The sequence below is a fragment of the Candidatus Nitrosocosmicus agrestis genome (assembly GCF_008389435.1).
Classification (GTDB): Archaea; Thermoproteota; Nitrososphaeria; order Nitrososphaerales; family Nitrososphaeraceae; genus Nitrosocosmicus; species Nitrosocosmicus agrestis.
In genome coordinates this window covers 84,370-111,308 of record NZ_VUYS01000007.1, presented here as the reverse complement: position 1 = coordinate 111,308, position 26,939 = coordinate 84,370, and the positions used below count along the sequence as shown (strand labels likewise).

Sequence of the window (26,939 nt, the reverse complement as noted above, 5' to 3'; positions counted from 1 at the left end):
CAAAGGTAAATGAAATAGTAGACTTCATATGGGGTTTAACAAGGGAGATCTAATACTATTCGTTTCTGGATCGGCAAAATTTACATCACCACATAAAAAATTTATAAATACCCTATAAGTCTATTAAGTATTGAAATATAAACACATTATTTTTCATTTGATTCCAATACTTAGTTTAACGTTATTAATTTCTGTTACAACTGTCATTTTTGTTAACGCCCAGCCAGTAATTCTTCTGGATGAATACGGCGAACCAGTACCCACCCGTCATAATAATGAGATTATTCCAAAAAAAGTGATGTACTTCAACGATACGCTATCGAATACTTACAACGGAACATTAATCGACGAATCTATAGAAGAATCATATGTTTCAAGACCCATCCCGGTAGTAGATACTAATTATTCTCTTCCAACCGATGAGATTGTTATCCCTAATGGCACCGTATTGGACAAGTCAAAAACTTTGTTAGCAAATGTGACCTCTTTTCTGGATTGTAAGGCCTGCTATAAAAAATTTGTTTTGATTAATGCTACTTTATTGAATAATTCTGATTCAAACTCTGCTAGTTTTCTAGAAGGTGTGACAAATACTAGTATGTACCAGAATACAACAATACCCATTGTTCTTACAAATGAAGGTTCTATTCCAATTGTAAATTCATCGGATGGCACTCCTGTTAATATGACAGAAATCCCCAATCCTTTAAAAGAAAATTCTTATGATATCAGTGCAGACAAAATAGAATTTTCTTCTCTAAATAGTACTTATAAATCACTAGTTGCTGAACCAAGCATTGCAAAAAAGAACAATACGTTGATTTTTATAAATAATTATTATTTAGCAAGATCCCTTGATAATGGTGACACTTGGTCATTGTTGGATATGCGAAATGATCCTGATATCGACATTTGTTGTGATAACCGCATTATCTATGACAAAGATCATGATATATTCGTCTGGTATGCTCAGGGCACTGAAAATGAAACGCAGAATAATAACGTAAATAGATTGGGAGTGTCAAAGGATGGGCTATATTGGATAATGTATTATTTTGATCAACAAGATATTTGGCCATCTAGGACCAGTTTTGTTTTTGATTTCCCTCATTTGGTAGCTGGTAATAAATACTTGTATCTTTTTACTTCTGTTGTACAGAAAAAAACTGACAATATCCACCAAATTGTAATTAGGATCCCTCTGGATCAGTTGAGTAAATGTGACCCCCGGTCTATTAATACAGTTGATTTGAAAGAATGTAAATTTTCTTACGATTATTATTTAAGTAAGAAAAAATTCAACTTTACCCCTATTTATAATGTGGATGACTCCCTTTACTGGGCTACTTTTTTGACAAATAATTTCATGAGAATTTATCAATGGGATGAAAATTCCACTTCTATTGGTGACATACAAATCTACAATAGAGCAATACCAACATTTTCTGTCCTTACCAAAAATAACACAGTCTGCGATCCTCAAAAGGAGGGATTTGAGACTAACTGGTGTCTCAGAACTGATAGCCGGATCCTTACTGGTTGGAAACACGACAATCAGTTGGGATTCTTTTGGAATGCTGATTCTAAAGAACGAAATGTCTATGGTGATAAATTTCAATTTCCTTATATCGATGGTGTAACCTTTAAAATTGAAAACGATACTTTGAAAAAAATTGGAAGACCATATATTTATAATAACGGTACGCCTTTTCTGTATCCGGCTGTAAGCGTTAACTCAAATGGTGAAATAGGCTTGTTAGCATATTACGGAGAAGATGTATTAAAGCCATCTATTATTTTTGGAACAAGCAAAAATATATCCACAAATATGCCATGGGACATTCAAGTTATAAAGAAAAGTACCGATATACCTCGAACTGATGTGGAAGATAAAGATATACTGGCTTGGGGAGATTTTATAACTTTGCAATCAGTTGGCGATTCATGGTACGGAACAGCAGTTGTGGTGGAGGGCGGAAATACAAGTGAGTTTGTTCAACCTTATTACATTCAGATAAAAAAATAGCTCATCATTCTATTTTAAAACGAAAGTTTTTAATATTTCTAATATATACCAAACATATGCAAAGCATTCAAAAAATATCAATTGTATTAGCATTTTCTTTTATCTTATCCTCTGGATTAGTAATGAATACGACTTATGGTACTACAGCATCAGCAAGTTCAAACTTTACTCAACCTAAGATATCGGAGATCGAGATACCTGGCTTATTAAATATGGAGTTCGATAAAAATACATCCTCAAACATTATGAATATTAGTTATACCTCAGATGGTGATGAAAAATATCTTTTGATAAATATAACTAAACTGACTACGAACGAACTTGATCCAGACAACAATTGTATTGAAGTAAATCAGAATGAAACAGGGGAAACCCTGTATAGTTGCTTTTCGTCAGAAGTACCAGGGACAAGTTCAGCGTTCTGTAATAGTTCAGATGAATGTGTTCAAGCAGGCGGACGTCCCAGATAACCATTTTTTTAAATTTTGCAATCTTTAAGAACCCATAAGGAAAGTTTAACTCCTTTAAGGATTGCTGTTGTATGCCTATTTGTATTAATTGCTATCGAATTAACTGATATCATTGTTGGAAATATTTCCGACTTCCAATACGATGAGACATATTCTTTCTTAACATTTTTTCTCTCATCCGAGACTGCAAATTTATTTTATGTCTCCCTTATCACACTTTTTCTCATATTTCAAAATCTGTTCCTTTACTATACTAAATTAAATAACAAAAAAGAAAACAAGACGAATCGACTGTTGTATGTTATCTCGGTAGGTTTTCAATATTTACTAATCGCTATAATCTTGACAGTTGTATTCAATATGATGGGTTATCATAGTTATCCATTTGTTTTACTAAAAATTGCTGTAGGAATTTCCTTTACCATGGCTAGTATAATATTTATTACTTTGGCTAATAAATTCCTAAATTGGTATAAAAATAGCCCAAACAAGATTTTGCTTATATTTTTAATTTCATTTCTGTTTTTATCTTTTACTAAGTTAAACTTTGAATTCGGAATCTTTTCGGTGACGTCTTATAGTGACGAGATTATTACAGCAAGCACAACCGTAGTGTTTCCAGATATGACCGAAAATTCTATCTTGACCTTTATTTTCCGAGATCTGTATTGGGCATTTGCAATGGTTTCTTATATCGGCCTATGGTTAGGCACAATTTTGCTTGTTAACAAGTATAGGGAAGTAATAGGATTAAGAAAATACTATACTATTATTATCATGTCCATAGTCTTATTCATCCCGACACCGTTTGGATATTATTTAAGTGTATCGGAAATTGGTAACTTAATTGATCCTGTTTTGTTTTTTAGTCTTACTTCAATCAACTCAACTATAGGTGCTGTATTATTCTTTGTTACTTTCTGGGTGTTTTCCAAAAGTGTTAATCACAAGGAACTGAGTAAATACTTATTAATAACTGGAATTGGGATGTTCTTATATTTTGTATCTGATCAAGCGACTATTGAACAACATGCCTATCCGCCATATGGTTTAATATCTATAACCATGTTAGGTTATTCTGCATTTCTGATCTATAAAGGATTACTATCTTCTGCAATACTACTTTCGAAGGATGATCAATTACGAAAATATGTTTATTCTCAATTGAATGAAAAATTCTTGTATAATATTTCGCTTGGAGAATTGTATGGCACAAAGGAAAGAATAGTTGCTGATAAAGTTCTGAGAAAAAATATTGATTTGATAACCCCAGCACTTTCTATAGAACATATGGATACAGAAAAAGTGACTAGTGATATAATTACAAGTATAATGGAAATCAAGGAAGAAATGGATTTGGAAAAAGGGTTTTTCTTATTACTACTTAATTGCATCAAGTGTCACAAAGCATACCAGATCGAAGTTACACAGGATGCAATAGTTGAATCAGATAAAAATGCTTTATTATATCCTAAATCGGAAGAATTTTCCTGCAATAAATGTGGAAATATAATCCCATTATGGAATACAAAGCAAAAAATTTTCTAATCTAAATATAGCAGGCACAACAATACTGTAAATTCCCCAATACGTTTAGAGAGCGAGATCCACATCTATGGAATTCGAATCCATACCGCATAATCGCGGATTCAAGTATAATAGATTTTTAACTTGGTTTTTTCTATCATCTATAATTAATATCAGGAAAGTTTCAATTTCATACTCGATAGTCGGAGACATCATTTAAATTGGAATTATTGATTATAGATTTTGGCTTTTCTATTTTAGTTTGCTCGCTAAAATGTTTGAGCCTGATGAAATTGTATCAAAAAAGTTGTTCAATCGTGACTAATAACAAATTCTCCACTCTGTTTATAAACCAATGCTTCAAATTACTATCTGCTCGCAATCCTGCCTTATCTTCAAAACACTAAATAATGTAAGATAAATTGACTCATTTGTTACTCCCATAGATATACTCAAACACACTTCGTTGAATATCTTCAGTCAGAATGCTTTTTATCTTATAAAATTTGACAAATTGCTGTTAAAGATTGCCATAATGATACTATTAAAGAACAATCAAAAATTTTGTATTTAAATTGACTCCTAATTAACTAACTTCAATACGATGATCAATTCAATGATAGGATAGGATTAAAATCTTTTAGGTTATACTGAGAATTAAATATGATATCTATTTCATTACATATGTTTTATAAATGATTTGAGTTCGCTATTAATTAGTTGAATATGAGATGAAAAGATATATTATTAATATGTCTTTGTTCCATTGATTAAGACCTTTCTATGAGAAAACAATTTAGTCGAACTGATCAGATTGGAGCATGTTGTCGATCTTTCTGTGGTAATAAAATTTTTTTACTGCTTAGTTAATTTTGTTTGTATTTATTTAGCCATATTTATGAAAGGTGGGTTTAGCAATGCTTTAGTAAAGCACTCCTTAATTAGGAAAGTCATAGCCTACTGCTAAAGAATTTGATTAAGTTACTAGTTGAATTTCATTTATCCTAAAGTTTTCAATATCTGCGTCATCAATACCCTTAAATTCAACACCGACTACAGGACCGCCCCACGTTAATATCTGGTCCGGTTTGCCATTACAGTGGTCACCTAGGGTGCCCCAATTTCCGTCATCAACTTTTTCATCCATTTTTATCCATATTCCATTTCGGTTGCTTCTATCAACGTAGTGTTCTATTTTTACAGTTTCCTTACCTTCTTGATTTTGATTATAAACTATCGTCTTTAACCCGATCCATTCACCTTTTATATTTCCAATATTGGTAGATTCAGATGTAACCTTATGCGGATGATATTGTTCTTTGCTTAGTTGCAAATTTCCGTCCACAGATAAGTTCGTATTGTATGAAGTACCTACACATTCATTTCCAGCCGTGTGTTTATCACCTCTTACATCGATTTCTACCTTTGGATTCATTCCTGTAATTTCATTTATCTTCATATACGCGGTAATTTCAATATTTTTCCAATCATTGATGTTAAATATATATCCACGTTTAGCAAATTCTGTTTGGTCTCTTTCTTGAACTTGTGAACGTTCGTTTGCATAATCATTCGTGTAGATATAGTAATGCATTCCACGCCTATCGTCCTTAGACGATGATGTAATTTTCCAACTTCCATCCGGGTTCTTTTTGAATTCCCCGTCATTCAAAACTGTTCTATTATCTTTGAAGTTATCGTTACTCATTTTCCAATTTTCGCCGTTAACTTTAATGGGATAAATATCAGATTTGAAGTCTGATTGAAGGTTATCCATAGACATAGCCGATACTTTGTTATATTCTGATGTAAGGTCGTAAGGACTATAGTCCAATAGTTGAAAATGACCGTTATTTTGAGGAGAGGACACAATATTAACCTGAATATCTTTTTTCACTATAAAAAATACTGAATTATATCCTAGAATTTTCCCATTTGAGTCCTTAATATAAAAACCAACAACAACCCTTGTATCTGTATTTACATCCGGCATAGTCCTTATCAGGAACAATTGGCTACTATCCTCAGCACCATTCGATTCTATTAATTCCTGCGGACCCATATAGAATTTCCATTCGTATTGATATTCGTCTTGATATGGGAGATAACTTTTGCTTCCATCAAATCTTAAAATATCTCCACTTTTTACAACTAACTCCTGGTTAGTCCAGTTATTTAGTTCCACTTTGTTAATTTCATTTACAATAGAGATTTTAGGACTAGGAGGCTCTGGTAAGTTTCTAATTTTTATTGTCTCAGTAGTTGAGTCCGAATTCTTGGCACTATCGGTTATTTTTAATTGAAATGTTGTGGTTTCATCTCTGTCAACATGTGGAGATTGAAAATCAACTTCTTCCCCGTATTTAATATGTTCATCGTCAGGGGGGACACCGCTTACATATCTCCACGTATACTCAACTATCCCTGATGTACTCTGACTGCCCATTCCATTTAAGTGAATAGATGAACCTTCATTGACCTGAGACCATTGTTTACCGATGAACGCCTTAAGCGTGATTGTGGGTGGATCGGGCCATATATCTTTAATGGTGTCAAGATTATTAATAAGTGCAAGCGTAAGTGGAATAATTATGGCTGTGGCTATTCCTAATGTGATACCATTCTGCTTTGAAATCTTTTTTCGTCTGTTATTGTGTGATTCTGCCAATGCTTTTCATATTAGTAAAATAACATATTGTATATATGCATATTGTTGTTTATTTACAAAATCTTGATTTAACTCAAACAAAGGTGTCAACCTCATTGAAGGAAATTGTAACAAAAGGCTAGGGAGTGGGATTCGAAACCATACCGTATAATCGCGAGTCCACACTTAAAAGATTTGCACTATAATCTCAGCGGAAATAATCTTTACTGTGGAGAGATAAGATTTGTTTACATGTCAGGTATAGGAAATTAAATAATACATGTTCAACCGCAACAGATATTATTTCTGTAGATATTTAAACGCAATTGTAATATATTGGTAATAAATAACAAAATCCTTATGAGTATGAATGAATTATAATATCCTATGGTACAAATTACTTCACAGATACATTCCATAGATGGATTGGATCATCCAATACCAACTGTAGGGATGGTGTCATATCTAATTGAAGAGAATCCAAGAGATTATACACTTATTGATACATGTTTTACTTGTAGCATTCCAGCGTTCGAATCTTATTTGTCAAAATCAGATATTGATATTAAGGATATTAATCGAATTGTTCTAACACATCTACATCCTGACCATGTGGAGGCCGCCAATGAAATAAGGAGAAAGACAGGTGCCAAAGTCTATTCACATTGGATAGACGCTATATACTTGTCACATGAGCTACAGTACAACGGTCCCCCAGATAAGGATGCCTTTGAACATGTTTTGAAGGTAATGGGGACTAACATTGAAAATATATCAAAAAAGTTTGGAAAAATAATTGTTGGACCAATTGTAATTGATAGGTTATTAAAAGACGGTGATACTATCGGACATACTTTGCAAGTTATTCATACTCCAGGACATACTCCGGGCCACATTTCCCTTTATGATAGAGAACATCGGATTGTCATAGGTGGAGATATTCTTTTTAATTCTATTTTAAATATTGTGGGACCATTTATTCCTCCACCTGCAGTAACAAAGGATTGGGAAACCTCCATTATATCGGCAAGGAGACTTTTAAATCTCAAGTTTGAAAAACTCTTGTTAGCGCATCAGTCAACTCCCATACTTGAGAATGCTCATCAGATGATAGAAAAAGCAGTGGCTGTAGCCATTGCACAAAAGAACTCGACAATAAAATAATGAATTGGTTCATACTGCTGTTACTGGTAGATATGATTTATTCCCCAAATATGCCTTTGATAGAATCAGTTGACAACAAAATAACTACTTGAATCTCAATCAGACAAAGTTTGGGACGAAACCATACCGTATAATCGTGGAGTCATCAAATAAAGATTTTCATCTAAACGAGACGATGAGGACTTTAGCCTGCTTCTTATTTACGGAACTTATATATTGATGGTTGATAAAGTTATGATTCAATTGTAGTCTATAGTGACGCTTCTCAATTGGCCCTGCACATACTAGCATGTCAATACCAGTAGTATCTCCTATATTCAATCATTTTTTGGCCACGAGAACTTATCTATTTGACTTCGTGGCTTTTTATCATAAATAACCGCACTATCTTTTTCCCACGGTATGTATTCCCATTTCCATAGTTTGTGATTCGTGTCATGAACAGACATTGCATGGTTTGCTGTATTGATGAAAATAATTGGATGCATATCTTCATTAAAGTAATATTTTATATCGTGTATGGGGGTCTTTCCACAATGGGGTTTATCTCCATGTATGTTGTCGTACTCAACAGTGAATTCACAGCTGAAAATTCCCTTGAATTGAAGACTAGTTGGCTTTTCTTTATCTACAAATATTTTAAAACTTTCAATATCGGTGACTCTTCCGTATCTGAAAAATCTAAATAATCTGTAGAGTATGTCTAACTTACCATGTTTTCGTAAATGTTCATTCTCAAATAGTAAAGTGACCTCATATTCATTTTCGCTAACTTTATGACAGTGTACTTCTCTTACAAAATTTTTCCAAGAATCGATTGCTGGCTGGTAAATCACAGGTATGATTCTATTATCGTTCGGTACGTTTTCTACCAGAAAAATATTCTTTTTAGTAGGTAATGCTGTCTTTTCTATCGATTTCATTATTGCTTTGTAAATTTTAAAAACTTCGCTATTTTCTATGGACTGGCCGTTTTCATTTAGCGACCACTGCCAAATATAATAATCCTTGCTCATTTTAATTACCCAGCGTTCTCTTAACTGACCATACTTCTTTTCCTTGTTCTCTATGGGCTCCCTGTATTTTTCCACTTGAGGATACTCTATATTATCGACAGTTACATCAAAGCCATACATGTATTTTATTTTGACCTCTTTTTTTCTAGACTCGCTATAAACCATCTTAGAGCTTCTTACTACTACTCTCAATTCCTTTTCTGATCTTTTTACCCATGTTATCCTGCAATTATCCCAGTCCCACATTTGAGAGTCTTCTGTCCAATGAAAAGATTTTTTCTGAGACAATTTTAATTCTGCATCATATATATTTTCAATATGTGAAAACCATATAATTGAGAATTCCGTTATTGGTAGGTTCATGATCAAATCCTCGATACTATAAATAGACAGAGTATGGTTTGTTCTGCATTTGATGACATCCTAATTCAGTTTGCATATCTCGGTTTGTTGGGCGATTATGTAGTCAACAATTGTTTTTGCATTAATCGGGTTGGCTTTCAGAAGGTCTTTAAGTATTTTATTATAATAAGGTCGGGAAAGAGTCTTTGTAATTGAATCTATTTTTCTTTCCAGATCAACTAGTGATTCTGTTGGATTCTCACATGATTGATTGGTGTTACCGGAAGGATTCAACAAATAAAATTTTGCTCTTTTAATATATAACAATATAGCCAGAACCCACGTTTGAAGCGCCGGAGGTGAGACTCATGCCTTGGCATAATAACAGAAAATCTACTTTACGATAGAATTTGTTAAACCAAAGAAACCGAATAAGATTCAATTTTTGGTTAATCAAAAAAATGGATTAGCAATGGTGAAGAATTATCTATACTCAGAAAAACCTTATATATTTTCAGATAATCCATCTAGCATTGTACTTTAAATCACACTTTTTCCCTTTTTTGATTACATTCGTAGTTGCCTTGGTGATTGTATGTCTTTTGACATTCTCTATGGGAGACGTGCAAAATGTTAATGCACTGTGCGCTACAGATTTGTCAGGCGTATGGCAAGGAAATGATGGTGGAACCTATTACATTCAACAAAATAAAGAGAAAAATTACCTTGGACAAGATATAGAGAAAATATGGTGGGCTGGAGGAAGTAGTTTTGAGAAAGGTCTAGGGTTTTCCAATGTTTTTGACGGCCAACGAACAGGCGATAACATTCAAGGAAGTTGGGCAGATGTACCCTTAGGAGTTAATAGAGCTAATGGGGACTTAACCTTACAATGTAATCAGGATGCGAACAACGATATTTTAACCAGAACATCTGCAACAGGCGGATTCGGTGGAAGTGAATGGCTAAAACCAAAAGACATATTGAAGAAGAGCTTTTCTTGGGGTAATTTGAATATGGGTGACTGTCATTTGACTGCAGCGTATCTGAACCTTTTTTCAAATGGTAGAGGAAATTGGCATGCAGATATAACTAGTGAGTCAGATGATGATTCATGGGTAGTTAGTAAAATAACAATAACTGATATCAATGGAAATCCAGTATTCACAATTCCTAAATTCTTCAGTCCCACCTTGACACAAGGACCATTACCATTTGCCTATGGATCTAAATTGGAAGAAGATAAAATTAGATGGTGGAATTACGAAAACATTCAATTTCCGTTTGAATCCTTTGATAAGATAGCTCATGTCTCATTAATTAGTAGTTGTTAGAAATCTAAATCTACTAATTACATTAAATTTGCAGTCATCGTCTAGTTTAATTACTAATATTTAAGGTAGAAACGGAACAAAAAGTCAAGTTCGATCTTGTTAAATAGAAAGTTTTTGACAATCAGTGTTAATCCAGTTATACAGATAAGCGAAATGATAATTGTTAACAACCACAAAAGCCTATATATTTGCAAGCTCAATGGTTCACATGAAAGATAGACTAAAGAATGACTTTATACTTATTAGTTTTTCAACCTTTGCTTTTATCATGTTCGCTATTAGTCTTTTGTACTCTTCTGGATATCATTATTCAAAAAGTGTATATGCTCTGAGTGAGAAGTATCAGATACCAAATTTCCAATTTGTTACTGGGCAAAATCCACCACAACAGTCTTCTTGTTTTGATGATCTTACAGGAAGATGGCAAGGAAACGATGGTGGGATTTATTACATAAGAGAAATAGGTGCTGAGATATGGTGGCTTGGGTCTAATACTTTTAAAGTTGGAGAAGGGTTCACCAACGTAATGCATGGATTTAAGAATGAGACCAAAAATCCTCAACCAATCTGGGGTCAATGGTCTGATGTTCCTATGGGACAAACCAAAGCATCTGGATATATTGGCCTAGTTGTAGATCCTACTGGCACTAAATTAACAAAGTACAATTCACTAGGTGATTTCTTTGGTGGATCAGAATGGACAAGAATCGATTTTGAAGATCCTCAGTGTATGGGAGTGCTTCCAGGCACTTCAACCGGTTCAGGTGGCGGCTTTATACAAATGTTTCCTATTCCGCATAAGTAACAGGAATTGGAGTGATACTAATCTCTTTGATGCTGTTTAGAGAGATCAATCAATCTCATACATCATCGGTAGTGTTGATATTGTCCTTAAGGTTCAACGATGTATTATTACTGAAGAGAAATAAAAAGGACAAACGACAAATATAGTTCTTAATAAAAATCTAAATTATATATTATCATCAAGGTAAGATTAGCGATGAGTTTACGGACGCAGGTCAAGTAGATCGGAGTGGTAAAGTGTTTTATGATGACTTCACAATATGTATGAAGTTATAAGGTATTAATGATTGTCATATATGCAATAATCAACAATCTATATTTCTCTTCTCCTCTTATTTATGATAGTTGTGAATATTGCGAAAAAGTGAAAATATTAATAAATAACCTTTGTGAGCGGTCTTCATGAGCAATGCTCCTGGTGAATCTGGTCCACCAAACCCAACTAATCCGACAATTCCGGGTCCAAAAATTGATGGAATAGAAATAACTCAAGGTATACAATACTACAAGTCTGATATGCATCTGACTGATCCTTCAGATCAAAAAAATGATAATTCTGTCATGCTAGTCGCTAGCAAACCGGCATGGGTAAGAGTGTATGTTAGTGATTTTTCTGGATCTGGGGGAATAACTGTTACAGGAGAGCTCATTGTAGAGAGAAACTCGCAAATTCCGCCAATCTGGAAAAGAGTTGATGATGTAATGGGACCATTACCATCGGAAACAATTTCTGTATCCTCAGTTTTTGACTATGCCACGGTGAGATCAGATATCTCTTCTACTCTAAATTTCATTATCCCACAAAGATACTTGTCATATAATCTTAGACTTAGAGCGAATATATGGCAGGTGGACGGGGGAAATAAAAATAATCCAGACGCCACATATTCTAGTCCACTTTTTTTTGTCATGCTTCGACAGACATTGCGACTAAGAGGAATAATGATTAGTTATTCTGGGATAGATCCTAATTCTGGTCCTCCTCCAACTACCATGAATCTGGATGCTCCAACTACTGAAGATTTGCAAACCACCGCCGCTTGGACATTGACAGCAAATCCCGTTCAATCTCAAGGTAGCTTCTCAAGTGCAGGAACGATGGACTGGAGTACTCCCTTAACTGGGATTGCGACCGCACCAGGGGGATGTTCAACCGAATGGATTAACCTAACTGCTGCTGTTGCTCAGGTAAAAACTAATGATGGAAATCGTACCGATGTGATTTATTTTGGTCTCTTACCAATCGGGACTCCAATTCAAAATGTCGGTGGTTGTGCATTAAATGGTGTTAGTATAGGACTTAATCGTGATCAAGTTACGATGGCTCATGAAATTGGGCATGCGGCTGGCCTTCAACATGCTCCATGTAATGTTCCTGGAGATACCAACTATCCTGCATACGAGCCTTATGATGTTAAAGATACCCCTAATGCTTCTCTAGGTGAGTATGGATTGGATATTAATAACGGTAATATTCATTTACCGAGCGCAAAAGACTACATGGGATATTGTTTCCCTCAAGAATGGATTTCGCTATATCATCAGAAGAAATTAACGGATAATAAAAACTTCGGTAGGGAACAACTCGAACTATCTGTATCTCCTATCCCGGGTTTGCCTGATCCATTTGTTTGGCCGGAGTATTTTCAAGATCCGTCTTCGGAAGAACCTAATCCTGGAGATATTAAAATAAAACCTCAAAACATAATCTCTATTATTGGAATCTACAATAAAAATGGTCAAATAGAAATACAAAGTATTATGCGAATCTTTACACTTCCAAAAATAACCGGGGCTGTGGAAACTAGTTTTGAAGCTAGATTGTTGGGCAGTAAAGAAGAGATCCTATCTAAAGGTCCATTAATGCGTTTAGAGACCTTTGGTCACGAATGTGATTGTGAAAAAGAAAAGAACTCGAAAAACAGTGAAGGACCATTCGCATTTCAAGTAATAATGCCAGATGTCGAATCAGGTAATTCACTGAACATAGTTGATACACTAACAGGCAATGATGGTGGACAAATTGTCAACGAAATATGGACTCGTTCAGCTACTAAAAGCCCTCCAAAAATCGGATCCTTTTCAGTTGAGGTCAGTAGGGATAAAGGACTTGCAAAGTGGGAAGGGGAATTTTCATCTCCATATGGCATAAAATTTTCATTGCAGTTTTCTAAGGATAAAGGTAGATCATGGAACAGTCTTGCTGTTGAATTAGAGAAGAACGAACATCAATTTAATATTAATGAGATACCCGTAGGAGATTTGGTTTTCCGACTTTTAGTGCACGACGGATTTTTGACAAGTTATAAAGATACTCAGACTGTCATCCCAAAGCATCCACCGATAATAAGCATTTTGAATCCTAACGATTCACAAAAATTGATTTCTGGAAGACCAATGAGATTATACGCCATTATAAACACTGCAACTACTCCTAACCTAAAGACAATTAATTTCCATATATGGCAAATAGATGGAAGGCAAGTCGGAGATGGAGGCGAAGGTCTCACTAATGATCCTCTTGAAACTTGGGTTGCTGCTCCTGGAACAGGTGATCATGAATGTACTTTGATAATTGGTTATGAAGATGGTAAATCGATAGTAACATCAAAATTTACAACAATTGATTACAATAGATAGTTACATTTACTGAGCGGTAGTCTAATATGTAAAGAGGAAGTTAGAACATTATAAGAATCGACTAAATTTATTTATGATTGTGATCGTATCATTATGAAGATCACCTAAATAATTTGACCAGACGAAGTTTGGGACTCGAAACCATACCGTATAATCGTGGTTTCAATCTTAAAAGATTTACACGATAATCCTGCCTCTGCAATAATCTTTGGTATGGAGGGGATGGGATTTGAACCCGTTTCTTGCATTTGCGGGTTTATACTTTGATCGATAAAGAGACTATTTGGCCTTCGATACCGAAAACTCCGGCAGGTATTTGAAATGCGGGCTCATTCTCTCGTTGAGAGTATTTACAACAACAAAAAATCTAGAACAACGACCATAATTCAGTAAGCCCATATTAACAGAATTTAAAGAAAATTTGAACGAATAATATATAGAAAAATATCTATTAGATAATGTTCAAAATTTGATGCTATTTGATATAGCCTTATAAATAAACATAATAATAGAAGTTAATCATGAGCAAAGCCTCACAGATCGCTGTTGTTACAGGAAGTTCCACTGGGATAGGATTTGAGACTTCTCTGGCATTAGCAAGGAACGGGTTTCACACTTACGCTACAATGCGAAACTTGGATAAATCCGGTAAGATAATGGAAATAGCCAGCAATGAAAATTTACCCTTGGACGTTTTACGTCTGGATGTTACTGATGATAAATCAATTAAAGAAGCTATTGGTCAAGTATATGATAAAAATAAGAGAATTGACGTATTGATAAATAACGCAGGCTATGCATTAGCCGGGCCGCTTGAGGAAACCTCAACTGAGGAAATCAAAACTCAATTTGAAACAAACTTTTTTGGAGCAATAAAAACTATGCAATCAGTTATACCAATAATGAGAAACCAAAAGAATGGAAAAATAGTAAATATAACGTCTATGGGTGGCAGGATAGCCATTCCCCTAGATCCCATTTATCATGGTACAAAATTTGCCCTAGAAGGACTTTCCGAATGCATACGTTATGAATTAGGTTTATTTAATATCAAGATAATACTTATAGAACCTGGTGCAGTAGGTTCAAACTTTTGGAACAATATCAAAATGGCAAATAAATCAGAAAACTCCATCTCACCTTATCGAAATGTTGTAGATACAGTTTCAGAAACGTTCTCTAAGATGTCAGAAAATGTTATTTCTCCTTCAGAAGTTGCTAATGTTATTGTTGAAGCGGTCACTACCGATACTCCTGAATTTAGATATGTGGTTGGAGAAGATGCAAAAATGATTATGGAAAAAAACAAAACCCTGCCTGATAGGGAATTTGAAAATTTTATCAAAGAACAGTTTAACTTAAAATATTGACGCAAAATATTGTTTCATACATCGGCATGAACAAGTTGCAAAAATAGATAGCAATGAAAATCAATTAAATATACGAATTTTGTAAGATAACTGAGAGATATTTTGAGTTTGGTGAAATTTATTTTTTCCTGTATGATGATATAATCTTGATCATATAATAATTTAGAATAATCAATATTTTATAAAATTTTCAGATTATATTTCATTTTAGTTCTAACAACTGGATTACTTCTTTATCATTATTTACCCATTGCCTTATCACAGTGCGTTGATAATCCAAGTTTAAATTTTGAATCATTAGTTGATGGTCTAAATCCTCCTACCAGTATGATATATATAAGTAGTAACAATATAAAGGTTTTAGGAAAAGATGATCTAATAAGGTTAGTTTCAAATGGCCAATTACAATCTTAACCTATTGTGGAAATTCCTGTAGATACCCAAAGTGATTGAAGTTTACTTGGTATTGCAATAGAGAAGAATATGAGCTTTGGTGGCGACTCTGATCCCGCTGATAACGGAAGAGATATTTTCTTTATTATGCGGAATCTGCAAGAGATGAAGGTGAAGGCGAATTAAAAAATAGAATATACAAATACACTTGGAATGGCCAGACATTGGAAAATCCAACTCTAATCTTAGATGCCCCAGCAAGGCCCGGTCCCACTCATGATGGTGGAAAATTGACAATTGGACCTGATAATTATCTTTATGAAGTTATAGAAGATCTGAATCATGATGGTATGCTACAAAACTTTTCTGATGGCCCCTCTCTTGATGATACAGGTGTGTTATTTAGAATAAATCCGCTTGATGGAACACCAGCACTTCATAATCTATTCTCGACCGATCTTACTGATCATCAAGCAAGTATTTCGCATATGGTATTAGAAATTCCTGTGGTATTACTTTCGATCCTTTCTCTAATGTTCTTTGGGATACATCAAATGGTACCGCTTAAAATGACGAAATCAATATGATAAGATGGATTTAATAGTGGTTGGCAAACAATAATGGATCCTATTTCATCTTCTGGTAATAATGAAGATGATTTAGTTAACTTTGAGGCTTCTCATTATGCTAATCCAATTCTAACATGGCTAGATTCACCGGCCCTCACTGACATAGAATTTCTCAACTCTACTAGTTTGGATGAATCCTATTACAATAATGTGTTTGTAGGCAATAACAATAACGGAAACTTATATTATTTTGAGATTAATCCTGAAAGAAATAGATTTCTACTTGACACAGTACCAGATTTAGTTGTAGACAAATCATCTCAAAAATCTCATCCTACTTTTTACTTTTGTCTTTGAATTTAGTTCACAAAAGATGAAGTTTGTTTGTATTAGGGATTTATACAACATGGTATTATTAGATATATGAGTGGAACTTCAAGTTTTGAATCTGATGAAGAATCTGAGCGTAAGGTTCGCAGTATTATTCTAGCACATTTATATATGCAGAAAAGAGAGAAACAAGATAAGGTATCATTTCAAGAAATAGAAGATATCGTATCGTCAATGGATCAATCGTATCTGAAACTAGATTTAGGTAAATTATGGAATAACTCTAATTTAGTAAAAATAACCGATAGCAATGAGTTTACAATTACCGATGAGGGAATGGCAGAAGAGGAAAAAAGAATTAAAGAGAATAGGATTATTGACTGAGTTTTATACCAGTTATTAAATAGTACCGACACGCTTTTTTCAATAACTCATATTAGATCCGATGAATTACTAATTTACACAACTTTTTTTACCTTAATACCATCCTAATTTATGAATTATAGTTTTTTCCTTCATACTGCTATAAATGGTAAATTTGATGCTTACCAAGCAAAAGATTATCTTCTATTTCTTCTTATTGCCTTCTAATTTTTTTATTATATGGCCATGTCTACTATCAAAATAAGTAGAATATATTACTCTATAGAAGAATCTGTATTTGAGAGACAATAGTTATCCCTTTGTCAACTAGTAATGGCGACAATTTAATATCGTCCTGTTTTCCGAATCTATGTTTCATCAATGTCCTCAATCGAGCAAGTAAATATAGTTGCACACAGTAAAGGCGGTCTAGATACAAAGTTGTATCTTTCAAATACGAGCAATCACGATGTCAAAAATTTTATAATGATAGGTACTCCTACTGGTGGAGGACCGTTGGCAGAAGATACATTAAATTTGAATCCATGGTTAAAATATTCTCCTCCAAACTCCTATTACTGTACACCTGCTCTGTTTGACTTAGAAACTACGTCAGATTTAGTTGGAATTATGTAAAACCCAAATACTGAACACTATACCATTTTTGGTAACTGGATACCGGCATTAGATTGCAGAAATTTGGGATACGAAAATACATCTTTTAACTATTTGAATAATGATGAAGATTTACCAAATGACGACATCGTACCTGCTTGGAGCTGCGAGAAGATAGATAAACATATCAACCTTAGAAAAACAAACCATTGTCATACCGATTTACTAGGTAATCTAGAATTTAACATGTCAAAAAGGATATTAGCACCGATGGTTGATATACTTATCTTAATTCTTTTTCATAACTTCAATAAGAATCATTTATTTACTTAGTTTACAGCACAAAACTGCACAGTAAGTTAGTCTACGATGACTTTTGAATGCATCGATAAAATATCATGATGATTTTGGAGTTCTCCATGTATGGTTACACTTTGTGCAGCGAAAGAACTGAGTACTTGGTTCATCTCCAGAATCTGTTTGTACTATCCACCAATAGGCTTTAATATTACCACACTCTGGACAGCCGTCGGTGTCCGTGATTGGATTAGGATTAGGTAGTTTATCAGATTCAGCAATACGGATATCGCGGTCAGACGCCCATGGTGAATCGTCTTGTGTTGATTCTTGATATTTTTGATAATTTTCGTTATCTTTTACATTTTCCTTTTCTTTTGTATTAATATCGGCTTCATTGTTAATAATTGAAGGGTCTTTGCCTGACAATATCATGTATTATTTTTATTATTCAAGATTGTTTTAATAGTTCATACACTTGCATTGAATGTTCAAGGCGTACAGCCTGGGATGAGATAAAAGCAAATAATCGTGATAGTCGATATTTATCTGACCTTGCAAAAGTATCTATGAATTTCTTCAGGAAGAAGGAAAACGGTTAATTGACATCAAGTTTACTGATAATAGTAAAATAGAGGTTGATAAGTATACAGACTTAATAATTTGTGGTATACTGTGTACACACGTAAAAAAACAATAAATTTGTAGATAACCGCCTTTATAATATAAATTATAATTTTGCCGATTTGAAGCTGAAACAACCGATACCATTCAATTTAATTTGCGCTAATAGTTTCTAAAATAGAGTTGCATCTCTTCCGTTGAGATGATCAAAAATTCTAAAAATGCTTTTATTGAATAAGGCTATATTTTCTTGCGAAATTATAGTTTTATTCCATAAAAGCAAAAATAATTGGTTAACATACTATTTAACTTCCGATCATAGTATCCAAGACCATCCTATTACTATATTTATTATACATCTATCTGCAATTCGGATTGAACTCAATCAGTTTGTCCATCATAAAAAATAGTAAAAAGTTATCAATTTACAGGTGGATAATCCTTGTCCTTGACATTCTGTTTTGAATGGGTATTTACAGACTGTGAAACTTTAGAATCAAATTTATCATTTCTTTTTATTTGTTCTTCTTTTAAATCAGTTATTTGGTTTTTACTATATCCAGAATAAGATTCTGCAATAGCATTGTGATTTCTTTGTCTAAGTTCTTCAGCAATATACTCTCTAAGTTTGCTAGAATAAACAAAGTTATCAATTGGTGGGTTTTCTTCAAGTTTCCTGGCGATTGATTCAGAAATATCTTTCGCCAACAAAAATGGAGTTCCAGCTCTGCTTAATCCTGTTAAAAGTTTTTCAGTGCTAAAGTTTTCTCGCCTTCCACTTTTCTTTTCAACGCTTAAATTGGACAGAAAAAAGTTTGACTGTTGAACCATATATTATCATGTTTATTTAAGTATAAAACCACAGTATAATCAAATTAGGACTCGAAATATATGGATAGATAAAAAGAACCACATCTTGGTTTTACTTTTTGAATTTCATCAATATAATTTTCCAATTATAAAGAGGATGATTAGGTTTATTCTATCAAATCCAGTGTCCCAAAATGATTTAATAGTTGCTTTAGAATTTGTAAAGGATATTAATCGACTAAAGAATATGAAGAAAAATCTGGAAGAGAAAATTGAAAACTTAAATAAAACAAGAAATCACTTGTTAAATAACAGACATAGGGTAAATCAAGTTAGTTACTAATTAGTAACATTGACTTTATAAAAATCTATAACCCCTAGACTTTAATTTTTATTTTGGTATTTGATGTAAATGATATTGAATACTTCCAAAGATGCGGTCAAAGAAATATGGAGCTTAGGTGACTATAGAAGTAGGGGTCAATTTTTTCCTCCTGTATCAGCGCGTTTAACAAAACTTGTAAGTTTGCAAACAGCTGATTCGGTATTAGATGTGGCATGTGGATATGGCAATACTGCTATAACCGCTCGGATGAGTGGAGCAAAAGTAACTGGTATCGATATTACTCCCAAGATGTTAGCATGGGCAAAAGACGATGAAAAGATATCTGGAGTGAGAGGAATAGACTGGAAGGAAGGTAACGCAGAAGACTTGCCATTTGAAGATGAATCTTTTGATGTTGTCTTATCAACCTTTGGTCACATTTTTGCGCCCAATCAAGAGATGGCAGGTAAGGAAATGGTGAGAGTTTTAAAGAAAGGGGGGCGCCTAGGTTTTACAAGTTGGCCTCCAGAATTGGCTGTTGGAAAACTCTCTGAAGTTGTGTCAAAGTATAATCCATTTCCGCCTTCAGAAGCGTTTTCTCCTTATAATTGGGGAATTCCTGATAAAATAAAACAACTCCTGCCAGGAATCAAAGAAATTTACTTTGAAAGAGATACTATCAATATTCCAATCCTAAGTCCGAATCACTATTGGCAAGATACCATTACTAAAGCAGGTTTTATGATTCAAGTTATTGAGGCTTTGAAAAATGAAAATGACGAAGACAATATAGAGTCATTTAGAGAAGACTATGTTAATACTTTGAATAAGTATATTTCAGATAATGAGTTGAGAATGGGATATCTTGTAACAATAGCAATGAAATAGCGTTTCTGTCTCCATAATCTAAGGCTCCATATTTTTGTTACCATTAATTTATTAATTGAAAGTAGGATGTAACTATGAAGACTACGATTTAACTATTATCAAATAAGGAAAAATTACAGGTATATAACGGATGTTAAACCTATTTTAACCTAAGTGGTGTAGAATCCTGATTTCATCCAACATAAGCGACTTGGAGGTGCACAATGGATAACAAAGAATCAGAGCAAACGCAAATTTTAATAGCCGAATCTAATAGTGAGTTACTTGTACTATTTAGAGAATATTTATCTTCCTTTGGTATTAAGGCAGAAACGGTCAGTAATGGACACGAAGCGATAGAGCAGTTTCTCAATAACAAAGAGAATGAGCATCCGTATGATGCTATAGTGCTTGATACTCATTTATCTTCCCCTTCTGGTCTCGAAGTTGCAAAAAAAATACGCTCAGAAAAGCCTAACCAAAAGTTAGTATTGGTAACAACAACACCAAAAGAAAACTTACCAAAAGGGTGCTTGGAAACTGCGAGAATAAGGGAAGGCGATATTCTTACTATGCCTTTTAAATTATCAAAGCTTGCGTCTGTATTAAAAAATTAATCTAAAGGTTACCTTACCTTTTGTATGGATGTTACCTTATTTACAAGATTTTAAACACCATTGGCATTGATAACTCTTGTGAAATCTTTGGAATCGCGTTTTACTATGATTCGATGTTTAAATTTACGAGTCATCTGTTAATTGCTGGGGGGTTTTATCAGGGTTTGAGGGAGACATGAGAATAGTTACCTTGAAAAATCCTTAAGTAATTAGAAAAATTTTCCTGGATAATTGTGAAACTATTATCTATGGAAAGTTAAGATTGCTTTTCCAATTTGGTATGAGTATCATTATATCCTTGTGCAATTAAATTCTTAATTGTCGTTTTTGAATAATCAAAAGCTTTGCCAAAAATATCGTCTTTAATTCTGGATTCAGAGTTTTCCCCATATACGATTCTCTGTATTTTGTTTATTGTAAACCTACCTTTAAGCAAATCCTTGATATCTCTTGACTTTCCATCTCTGCTGATGCTAACTAGTTTTTCATCTAATTTCTCCTGTAACTGGTCGTAAATGTCATCGTCTTTCATATCATTATCTTTGGATTTGACCATTTTCATTAATTCATTAATGATGTTAACATAATCAGAAACCATAGTTGTAACTTTTTCATCGTACTTAGTCTTATCATGAAACAGCACATCCTGGACTCTGTTATTGATAGCATCAGGGTCATACGGTGTTCCTTTTCCTTTTTGAGGATAAAGGTCGCCAATGTAAACATCAAGCGAGGGCACTTCGTAGGGCATATCCTTTACTTTGTACCAATAATCGCGATGATGCTGAAGTACTTCTCTTAAAGGTGTATTGCTTAGATAAAACCCATCCATGTATGGTCTTGATTGTGGTATGCCTAAGGGGATTTGGTCGCCGTCGACCTTACCTGTAGTAGCATTTAACGTAGGAAACTCAAGTCGTACATGAGAAGACATGGTTGTTAACAAGTGCTCTATACCAATGCCTTCTGGATATTTCACAGCATGCTTTTCAGCTTCATCGTCATCTCCATATACTGAGACCAATTGACCATTTCTTTTGGGGTAACTATCGAATGTGATAGTTGTGGCGTCTTGTACATCTACGGCGACAAGTAACAACCTTGGTTGAGGGTCTGTTGTTTTTATTCGATGAGCATCATAGTTCCAATATTTTTTAATGGTTCTGGTCAACGCAGTATTATCATATTTAACTAAAAAGTTAAACGGATTCATAAATCGAAAATCTGGTTGATAGATTGGACCTGAAAGGACATTAGGTATACCCATAGGTAAGTTAGTAAATTGTAGATACGAAAGATACTTTCTAAATGCTTCCGTAGAGCCAAACTGGCCTAATCTATCAAACCAAAAATAATGAAATGGTTGGACAAAAGGGTTGTTTCTGAAATTAGGAAAATAATTATCAAAGCCTTTTAATGAATTGGTCCAATAATTGTCAAATCCTTCTCTAAACATTTCTGACGATTTTAGAAAATTCTGAAAGTATGGAGCTTCGTAAAGGAATGTATCTGTTGCTGAGTCAGTCCAATAGTCTTCTAATACTTGGGCTGCTCCTATCCAAGGGTCAGCATCACCTCCCGGGTGAAGAATGTGATTAACTATCAAGGTGGCATTTATGGCGCCCGCAGATGTACCGGCGACTATATCGAATAATGGTCCATTATCATGTGAATCATATTGCCTGAGCTTTTTGCACAAAGCCTTGTAAATTCCTGCTTCATAGGCGCCCAATGCTCCCCCGCCTTGAAATACCAGTACACGGTGTGTTTTAGAATTGCTTATTATGTTATCTTTATCAGTCATAGTTGAAGTTGACACAATATTTCTATAGCAAGATAGTATTATAAGGTTTTGATAGAAAGTTACAATATTCTTCAATTTCAGATTTTGTAGATACCTAAAAGATTTATCTTTATAGTTTTTCCATTTGAGTTATAAGAAAATAATCCACAAGGCGTCTCACCTTCAAGGTTTCTAATCTCGACAAGGAAATATAAGGTAGAAGATTAAGTGCCTTTCTTAATATGATATATCGAGATTCTTGAATCCGAGATATCATTGCTTTTTTTTAAGTATACCGGGAAAACTCCAACCGTATCTTCGCAATACCTTTCACCTTTCTCGCCACCATGGACCTACGTAGGATAACGACTAAAGTGCCACATTTTAGATACCAAATCCGAAGCAAACGAGTCCATCTATTTACTCTTTAGTCAATGGTTTTTGAATCCTAATAGCTCTCAATTAATATCATTTTATTATATCTATTTCACAGATTTACCTTATGATGAGACTGTTCTGTTATACATCTTGTCAAACAACTTAAATAAATGCAAAGCAATTAAAAAAGCGGAAATGATATATGCTATTTTGTAGTTATTGTGGAAAATCAATAGCTGAAGATAATTACGAATATTGTCCCTATTGCGGTAATTTTTAATATATAACAATATGGAAAGAACCCCCATTTTAAGCGCCGGAGGTGGGACTCGAACCCACGAGTCCGGAAGGACATCAGCTATCTATCCTTAATTTTCCTCATTATTAGATCTCGAGGCTGACCCCTTTTAGGGCTGGATTTTGATTGCTTACCTAGCTTGGGTACCCCGGCCCATTCCCTTAATTTTACTCTGTCTGAGTTAGATTTTAAACTTGTGTTAATATTGTCAGTTATTTTCAACAAATATTTAAAACCCTGTAATGCAACCTATGGTATGAGTTTATTAAAAGCTCAAAGTCCTAAACTTGACACTATCAAAGAATTATCTATTTCTGATCTTGCTATTATGTCATTTGATTCTCAGCGATTAAGAAAAAGACTAGGCAATTATTTTAGGATTGATGCATTCACTACTCCTGATCCATTCTCTCCGGAAGATGATTATACATATTTTTTAGTAGTGGACAAATTAGATACAAAAAGAATACTCTCTTTTGTAGCTCTAAAAGATACTAGTGATATTGATGTATGGGATTTGCTTTTGGGTAATGACATGATGAAGTTGGATGTCTCTAAAGAAGAAGTTAAACCTCTAAAAGAAGAACTAATGCCTAAATATACAGACAATTTCTATCCCATTAGAAAAGAAAGTAACATAATTGGCTCTATTGCATTTACCTTTGAGATATGCGGGCTAAAGAACAGGATTCCTGAGGATAATTGATTTGTTTCTAATTGGTGATATTAATAGATAGTTTATTACCTATTACAAGCTTAATGAGAATGGCAATTCAAAATCGCCATTTTCTAAAATATTGATTTTCATATCTTTCAAAATTTCTTTAGATTTCTGAACCCCTTCCCTTTCTATAATCTTATTTGCTATTTCTTTGCGAAAGGAACTGGTCCACTCTTGACCTATTTTGAATTTACCTTCTATGTTTTCTACATCTATTCTTATTACAGTTAAATATATTATTGATTTGGATTCTGGCGTTAGTATTGAATATTTACCTTCTGGTTGATATTTTTGCATCATTTTATTCATCGCTAAGGCCTTCTCTTTATTGTCTGTAACAATAACTGCCTTTCCTTTTATCACTATACTAGTATACAAAGTATCTGCAAAGGACGCATCAGAAGGATGAAAATAATATGATGGTAAGAAGCATATTTCTTTGTCTACTTCAAAGCCTACTTTCTGGTTACGTACAAGATTTTCAATTTTTTCTCCTTTGTGGTGAGAGTGCATATAAATAGAATGTTTGTAAGTTTCACTGTTTGCATCGGTCATGAGATTTTTTTTTAATACTTCTTTCTCTATGCTTACATCGGCCTTCTTGTCTAATCCATTGTTTGTCTTTGATGCATAATCAGATCGACTACTAGTATCTAATCTAGATACAAAGTGAACGAAATTCATTGGAATTACTTGTGGATATCCATTTTCATCAATGGTAGCTAATCTTCCAACATGCACATCATTAAGAAAATTAACGATGCTTTCAATTCTTTTTATTCTAAACCTGGATGTTAATTGCATTTCATTGATTTCTTATTCTTTTATCATTATTTGAAAAAATTGCTTTTGCTCTACTCTTTATTACCTTTTACTTGACTGTTTTCCTTTTCCTCATCCTTTGTGGATGCACTTGTATCCATACCATCCATATTATTAGAATCAGAAGGTGAGATCTTTTCTTTTCTCGCTATAACAAGTAACATAAATCCAAATAGTCCCAGAATTATTGATAGTCCCAGTGCCCCGCCATAGGGTATAAAAAAATAATATGCAATCGAAAAACCAAAACAAATAATTGCTTGAATTGAATAAGTAATGGATTTTTTAAGTTCTATTTTCTTTGTAATAAAACCAGTTGCAAAAAATGCTATACTTGGATAGATTATTAACAGAATATACTGGTCTATGTCTATTCCATTATGGGACATATTCTATTTTAGATTTTGTACTACTTAAATAGCAAATCAAAAGTAGATAATTGAAAAGAATTAACGGTATGACTTTTGTTTTCGTCTTCTTGCTCCAGGTCCACCGTATTTTTTGGATTCTGTTTGTCTTGGATCACCTACAAGTAAATGCCTATCAAATTCAGTAATCTTTCTCCTAATTTCTTCTCTCATGTTCTTTGTAAATGGGTGATCCTTTGGTTCCTTTGCTCCCTTTGTTTCACCGGTTAATGCTCGTGAAATGGCTACTGCACTAGCAAATGCTTGGCCCATAAAACCACCGCCATTAACATGAACATTTACATCTACTCTGTCTCTTAGCTCGCCAATTAGATTTGTAGGAGTTAAAATTAGTTCCTTGGCAATTTCTGGTTGTATTACTTCTGCAGGAATGTTGTTTATTCTTATTTTACCATTTCCTTTCGCAATTGTAGCAACTGCTCTACAGGTTTTTCTCTGTCCTGGATATAGATCTATTTTATTCATTATTGAACAACTCCTTTCCAGCCAATTTGTTTTGCTACATCGCTCATAGATGTGTAAAACGATTCTGGTCTAGTGATTTTTGCATCGTCAAATGTTTGCATAGGTGAATTTTTTAACTCATCTGGAACACCCATATATACCCTTAATTTCTTAAAAGCCTGCATTCCACTAGACTTTCTCTTGGGCACCATACCTCTTACCATTTTGGTAATGATTGTATCCGGTCTGCGTGGATGGAAAGGGCCATGAATTGGGTTGACAATTGATCCAACCTCCAATCTTTTCTTATAGCTTTCTATAATTTCGTATTTATTTCCTGACACCATAACCTTATCAGCGTTTACCACCGATACCCTATTTCCTTGAAGTAATAACTTTGACACTTTTGAACATATTCTGCCTGAAATACAATTGGTTGCATCCACAACTATCAACTTGTTTTGTTGAGATGGTTTTTCCTCTTGATTCTTGTCTTTATTATTCTTGTTCTTATTCTTGTTTTCAGAAGCTACTTTTTTAACCAATTATTCTTACACCTTTTCCATCAGGATATTTGTTTATCAATGACTGTAGTGATATAACTTCGGCGCCAGCAGATTTTAATTTGCTTATTGCAGACTCCGAATATGAATAAGCAGCTACCGTTAACTTATGCCCTAATGCTCCGTTGCCCAAAACTTTGCCTGGAACTACAACCACATCTCCATTATTTGTGACTTTATCCAACCTTTGAATATCAATCAACCTTCTGTTTGAACGAGATTTAGAAAATTCTTTCTCCAATGCTTTCCAAATCTGGGCTTTATTATTTTTAAAAGCTTTACGGAAAATCCAGACCGTATTATCAATTAAAGTATCGTTTAACATTACTTGCTGTTCGACTTAAAAAAGTAT

27 protein-coding genes, 1 tRNA gene and 1 pseudogene are annotated in these 26,939 nt (G+C 33.9%); 17 read left to right on the top strand and 12 right to left on the bottom strand.

Features of this window, described 5'->3' with window-relative positions; genetic code table 11:
• The first annotated feature begins 130 nt into the window (after positions 1-130).
• The 3 genes from F1Z66_RS06300 (at position 131) to F1Z66_RS06290 (ending at position 4,044) form a co-directional block, all read left to right on the top strand.
• Complete coding sequence (locus F1Z66_RS06300) at positions 131-2,026, top strand: hypothetical protein (RefSeq protein WP_149862755.1); 1,896 nt, start codon at positions 131-133, stop codon at positions 2,024-2,026.
• Between the two features lie 122 nt (positions 2,027-2,148).
• Entirely contained in the window at positions 2,149-2,496 is a 348-nt protein-coding gene (locus F1Z66_RS06295; protein WP_159357522.1) for a hypothetical protein, read from the top strand.
• Between the two features lie 567 nt (positions 2,497-3,063).
• A complete protein-coding gene (locus tag F1Z66_RS06290; RefSeq protein ID WP_149862753.1) occupies positions 3,064-4,044 on the top strand; it encodes a hypothetical protein in 981 nt (326 codons plus the stop codon).
• Between the two features lie 955 nt (positions 4,045-4,999).
• Here F1Z66_RS06290 and F1Z66_RS06285 read toward each other — a convergent pair.
• Positions 5,000-6,691: a PKD domain-containing protein gene (locus F1Z66_RS06285; protein WP_149862752.1), complete on the bottom strand. Its 1,692-nt coding sequence runs from the start codon at positions 6,689-6,691 to the stop codon at positions 5,000-5,002.
• A gap of 366 nt (positions 6,692-7,057) precedes the next feature.
• On the opposite strand from F1Z66_RS06285, the gene F1Z66_RS06280 reads away from it, so the two are divergent.
• Positions 7,058-7,834 (top strand): MBL fold metallo-hydrolase, encoded by a 777-nt coding sequence (locus F1Z66_RS06280; protein WP_149862751.1) that lies wholly within the window; start codon positions 7,058-7,060, stop codon positions 7,832-7,834.
• 317 nt (positions 7,835-8,151) lie between these two features.
• On the opposite strand, the gene F1Z66_RS06275 is transcribed toward F1Z66_RS06280, so the two are convergent.
• Positions 8,152-9,213 (bottom strand): hypothetical protein, encoded by a 1,062-nt coding sequence (locus F1Z66_RS06275; protein ID WP_149862750.1) that lies wholly within the window; start codon positions 9,211-9,213, stop codon positions 8,152-8,154.
• A 60-nt stretch (positions 9,214-9,273) separates the two neighbouring features.
• Complete coding sequence (locus F1Z66_RS06270; protein WP_159357520.1) at positions 9,274-9,519, bottom strand: hypothetical protein; 246 nt, start codon at positions 9,517-9,519, stop codon at positions 9,274-9,276.
• A 287-nt stretch (positions 9,520-9,806) separates the two neighbouring features.
• Here F1Z66_RS06270 and F1Z66_RS06265 point away from each other — a divergent pair, with 287 nt between their 5' ends.
• From F1Z66_RS06265 to F1Z66_RS06225, 9 genes and pseudogenes are all read left to right on the top strand, one after another.
• Positions 9,807-10,526, top strand: coding sequence for a DUF6294 family protein (locus F1Z66_RS06265; RefSeq protein ID WP_149862748.1), 720 nt, complete (start codon positions 9,807-9,809; stop codon positions 10,524-10,526).
• 160 nt (positions 10,527-10,686) lie between these two features.
• Positions 10,687-11,331 carry a hypothetical protein gene (locus F1Z66_RS06260; RefSeq protein ID WP_159357519.1) on the top strand — a complete coding sequence of 215 codons (645 nt, stop codon included), beginning with the start codon at positions 10,687-10,689 and terminating at the stop codon, positions 11,329-11,331.
• 401 nt (positions 11,332-11,732) lie between these two features.
• A complete protein-coding gene (locus F1Z66_RS06255) occupies positions 11,733-13,970 on the top strand; it encodes a hypothetical protein (RefSeq protein ID WP_149862746.1) in 2,238 nt (745 codons plus the stop codon).
• Between the two features lie 521 nt (positions 13,971-14,491).
• Positions 14,492-15,340: an SDR family oxidoreductase gene (locus tag F1Z66_RS06250; RefSeq protein WP_149862745.1), complete on the top strand. Its 849-nt coding sequence runs from the start codon at positions 14,492-14,494 to the stop codon at positions 15,338-15,340.
• Between the two features lie 542 nt (positions 15,341-15,882).
• Positions 15,883-16,320, top strand: a pseudogene (locus F1Z66_RS06245) (hypothetical protein); the annotation flags it as partial.
• Positions 16,321-16,353: 33 nt separating this feature from the next.
• Positions 16,354-16,659 (top strand): hypothetical protein, encoded by a 306-nt coding sequence (locus tag F1Z66_RS06240; protein WP_149862743.1) that lies wholly within the window; start codon positions 16,354-16,356, stop codon positions 16,657-16,659.
• 66 nt (positions 16,660-16,725) lie between these two features.
• Positions 16,726-17,016, top strand: coding sequence for a hypothetical protein (locus tag F1Z66_RS06235; protein WP_149862742.1), 291 nt, complete (start codon positions 16,726-16,728; stop codon positions 17,014-17,016).
• A gap of 360 nt (positions 17,017-17,376) precedes the next feature.
• Positions 17,377-17,631, top strand: a complete 255-nt coding sequence (locus tag F1Z66_RS06230) for an esterase/lipase family protein (protein ID WP_149862741.1) — start codon at positions 17,377-17,379, stop codon at positions 17,629-17,631.
• Between the two features lie 63 nt (positions 17,632-17,694).
• A complete protein-coding gene (locus F1Z66_RS06225; protein ID WP_149862740.1) occupies positions 17,695-17,943 on the top strand; it encodes a hypothetical protein in 249 nt (82 codons plus the stop codon).
• Positions 17,944-18,006: 63 nt separating this feature from the next.
• Here F1Z66_RS06225 and F1Z66_RS06220 read toward each other — a convergent pair whose 3' ends face one another.
• Both F1Z66_RS06220 and F1Z66_RS06215 read right to left on the bottom strand, forming a co-directional pair.
• Entirely contained in the window at positions 18,007-18,342 is a 336-nt protein-coding gene (locus F1Z66_RS06220; protein WP_149862739.1) for an RPA12/RPB9/RPC11 RNA polymerase family protein, read from the bottom strand.
• Positions 18,343-18,951: 609 nt separating this feature from the next.
• Complete coding sequence (locus F1Z66_RS06215; protein ID WP_149862738.1) at positions 18,952-19,362, bottom strand: ATP cone domain-containing protein; 411 nt, start codon at positions 19,360-19,362, stop codon at positions 18,952-18,954.
• A 397-nt stretch (positions 19,363-19,759) separates the two neighbouring features.
• Between F1Z66_RS06215 and F1Z66_RS06210 the strand changes: the two genes are divergently transcribed.
• Both F1Z66_RS06210 and F1Z66_RS06205 read left to right on the top strand, forming a co-directional pair.
• Positions 19,760-20,554 carry a class I SAM-dependent methyltransferase gene (locus F1Z66_RS06210; RefSeq protein ID WP_159357518.1) on the top strand — a complete coding sequence of 265 codons (795 nt, stop codon included), beginning with the start codon at positions 19,760-19,762 and terminating at the stop codon, positions 20,552-20,554.
• Positions 20,555-20,757: 203 nt separating this feature from the next.
• Complete coding sequence (locus F1Z66_RS06205) at positions 20,758-21,150, top strand: response regulator (protein WP_149862736.1); 393 nt, start codon at positions 20,758-20,760, stop codon at positions 21,148-21,150.
• Between the two features lie 256 nt (positions 21,151-21,406).
• On the opposite strand, the gene F1Z66_RS06200 is transcribed toward F1Z66_RS06205, so the two are convergent.
• Complete coding sequence (locus F1Z66_RS06200) at positions 21,407-22,969, bottom strand: patatin-like phospholipase family protein (RefSeq protein ID WP_159357517.1); 1,563 nt, start codon at positions 22,967-22,969, stop codon at positions 21,407-21,409.
• Positions 22,970-23,513: 544 nt separating this feature from the next.
• On the opposite strand from F1Z66_RS06200, the gene F1Z66_RS16405 reads away from it, so the two are divergent.
• The gene (locus tag F1Z66_RS16405; RefSeq protein ID WP_149862777.1) at positions 23,514-23,591 is read left to right on the top strand and encodes a zinc-ribbon domain-containing protein; all 78 of its coding nucleotides are present in this window, start codon (positions 23,514-23,516) and stop codon (positions 23,589-23,591) included.
• A gap of 34 nt (positions 23,592-23,625) precedes the next feature.
• Here F1Z66_RS16405 and F1Z66_RS06190 read toward each other — a convergent pair.
• Positions 23,626-23,762 (bottom strand) — tRNA-Ser (locus F1Z66_RS06190).
• Positions 23,763-23,865: 103 nt separating this feature from the next.
• On the opposite strand from F1Z66_RS06190, the gene F1Z66_RS06185 reads away from it, so the two are divergent.
• Positions 23,866-24,315 (top strand): hypothetical protein, encoded by a 450-nt coding sequence (locus tag F1Z66_RS06185; protein WP_149862734.1) that lies wholly within the window; start codon positions 23,866-23,868, stop codon positions 24,313-24,315.
• 42 nt (positions 24,316-24,357) lie between these two features.
• Here F1Z66_RS06185 and F1Z66_RS06180 read toward each other — a convergent pair whose 3' ends face one another.
• From F1Z66_RS06180 to F1Z66_RS06160, 5 genes are read right to left on the bottom strand one after another with little or no spacing between them, the layout of a single operon-like run.
• Positions 24,358-25,134 (bottom strand): pyridoxamine 5'-phosphate oxidase family protein, encoded by a 777-nt coding sequence (locus F1Z66_RS06180; protein WP_149862733.1) that lies wholly within the window; start codon positions 25,132-25,134, stop codon positions 24,358-24,360.
• A 50-nt stretch (positions 25,135-25,184) separates the two neighbouring features.
• Positions 25,185-25,541, bottom strand: a complete 357-nt coding sequence (locus F1Z66_RS06175; protein WP_149862732.1) for a hypothetical protein — start codon at positions 25,539-25,541, stop codon at positions 25,185-25,187.
• A gap of 60 nt (positions 25,542-25,601) precedes the next feature.
• Entirely contained in the window at positions 25,602-26,045 is a 444-nt protein-coding gene (gene rpsI, locus F1Z66_RS06170) for a 30S ribosomal protein S9 (RefSeq protein WP_149862731.1), read from the bottom strand.
• Positions 26,045-26,569 carry a 50S ribosomal protein L13 gene (locus F1Z66_RS06165; RefSeq protein WP_149862730.1) on the bottom strand — a complete coding sequence of 175 codons (525 nt, stop codon included), beginning with the start codon at positions 26,567-26,569 and terminating at the stop codon, positions 26,045-26,047. The genes rpsI and F1Z66_RS06165 overlap by 1 nt, the downstream gene beginning before the upstream one ends.
• Positions 26,562-26,912 carry a 50S ribosomal protein L18e gene (locus F1Z66_RS06160; protein WP_149862729.1) on the bottom strand — a complete coding sequence of 117 codons (351 nt, stop codon included), beginning with the start codon at positions 26,910-26,912 and terminating at the stop codon, positions 26,562-26,564. The genes F1Z66_RS06165 and F1Z66_RS06160 overlap by 8 nt, the downstream gene beginning before the upstream one ends.
• Positions 26,913-26,939 lie beyond the last annotated feature (27 nt).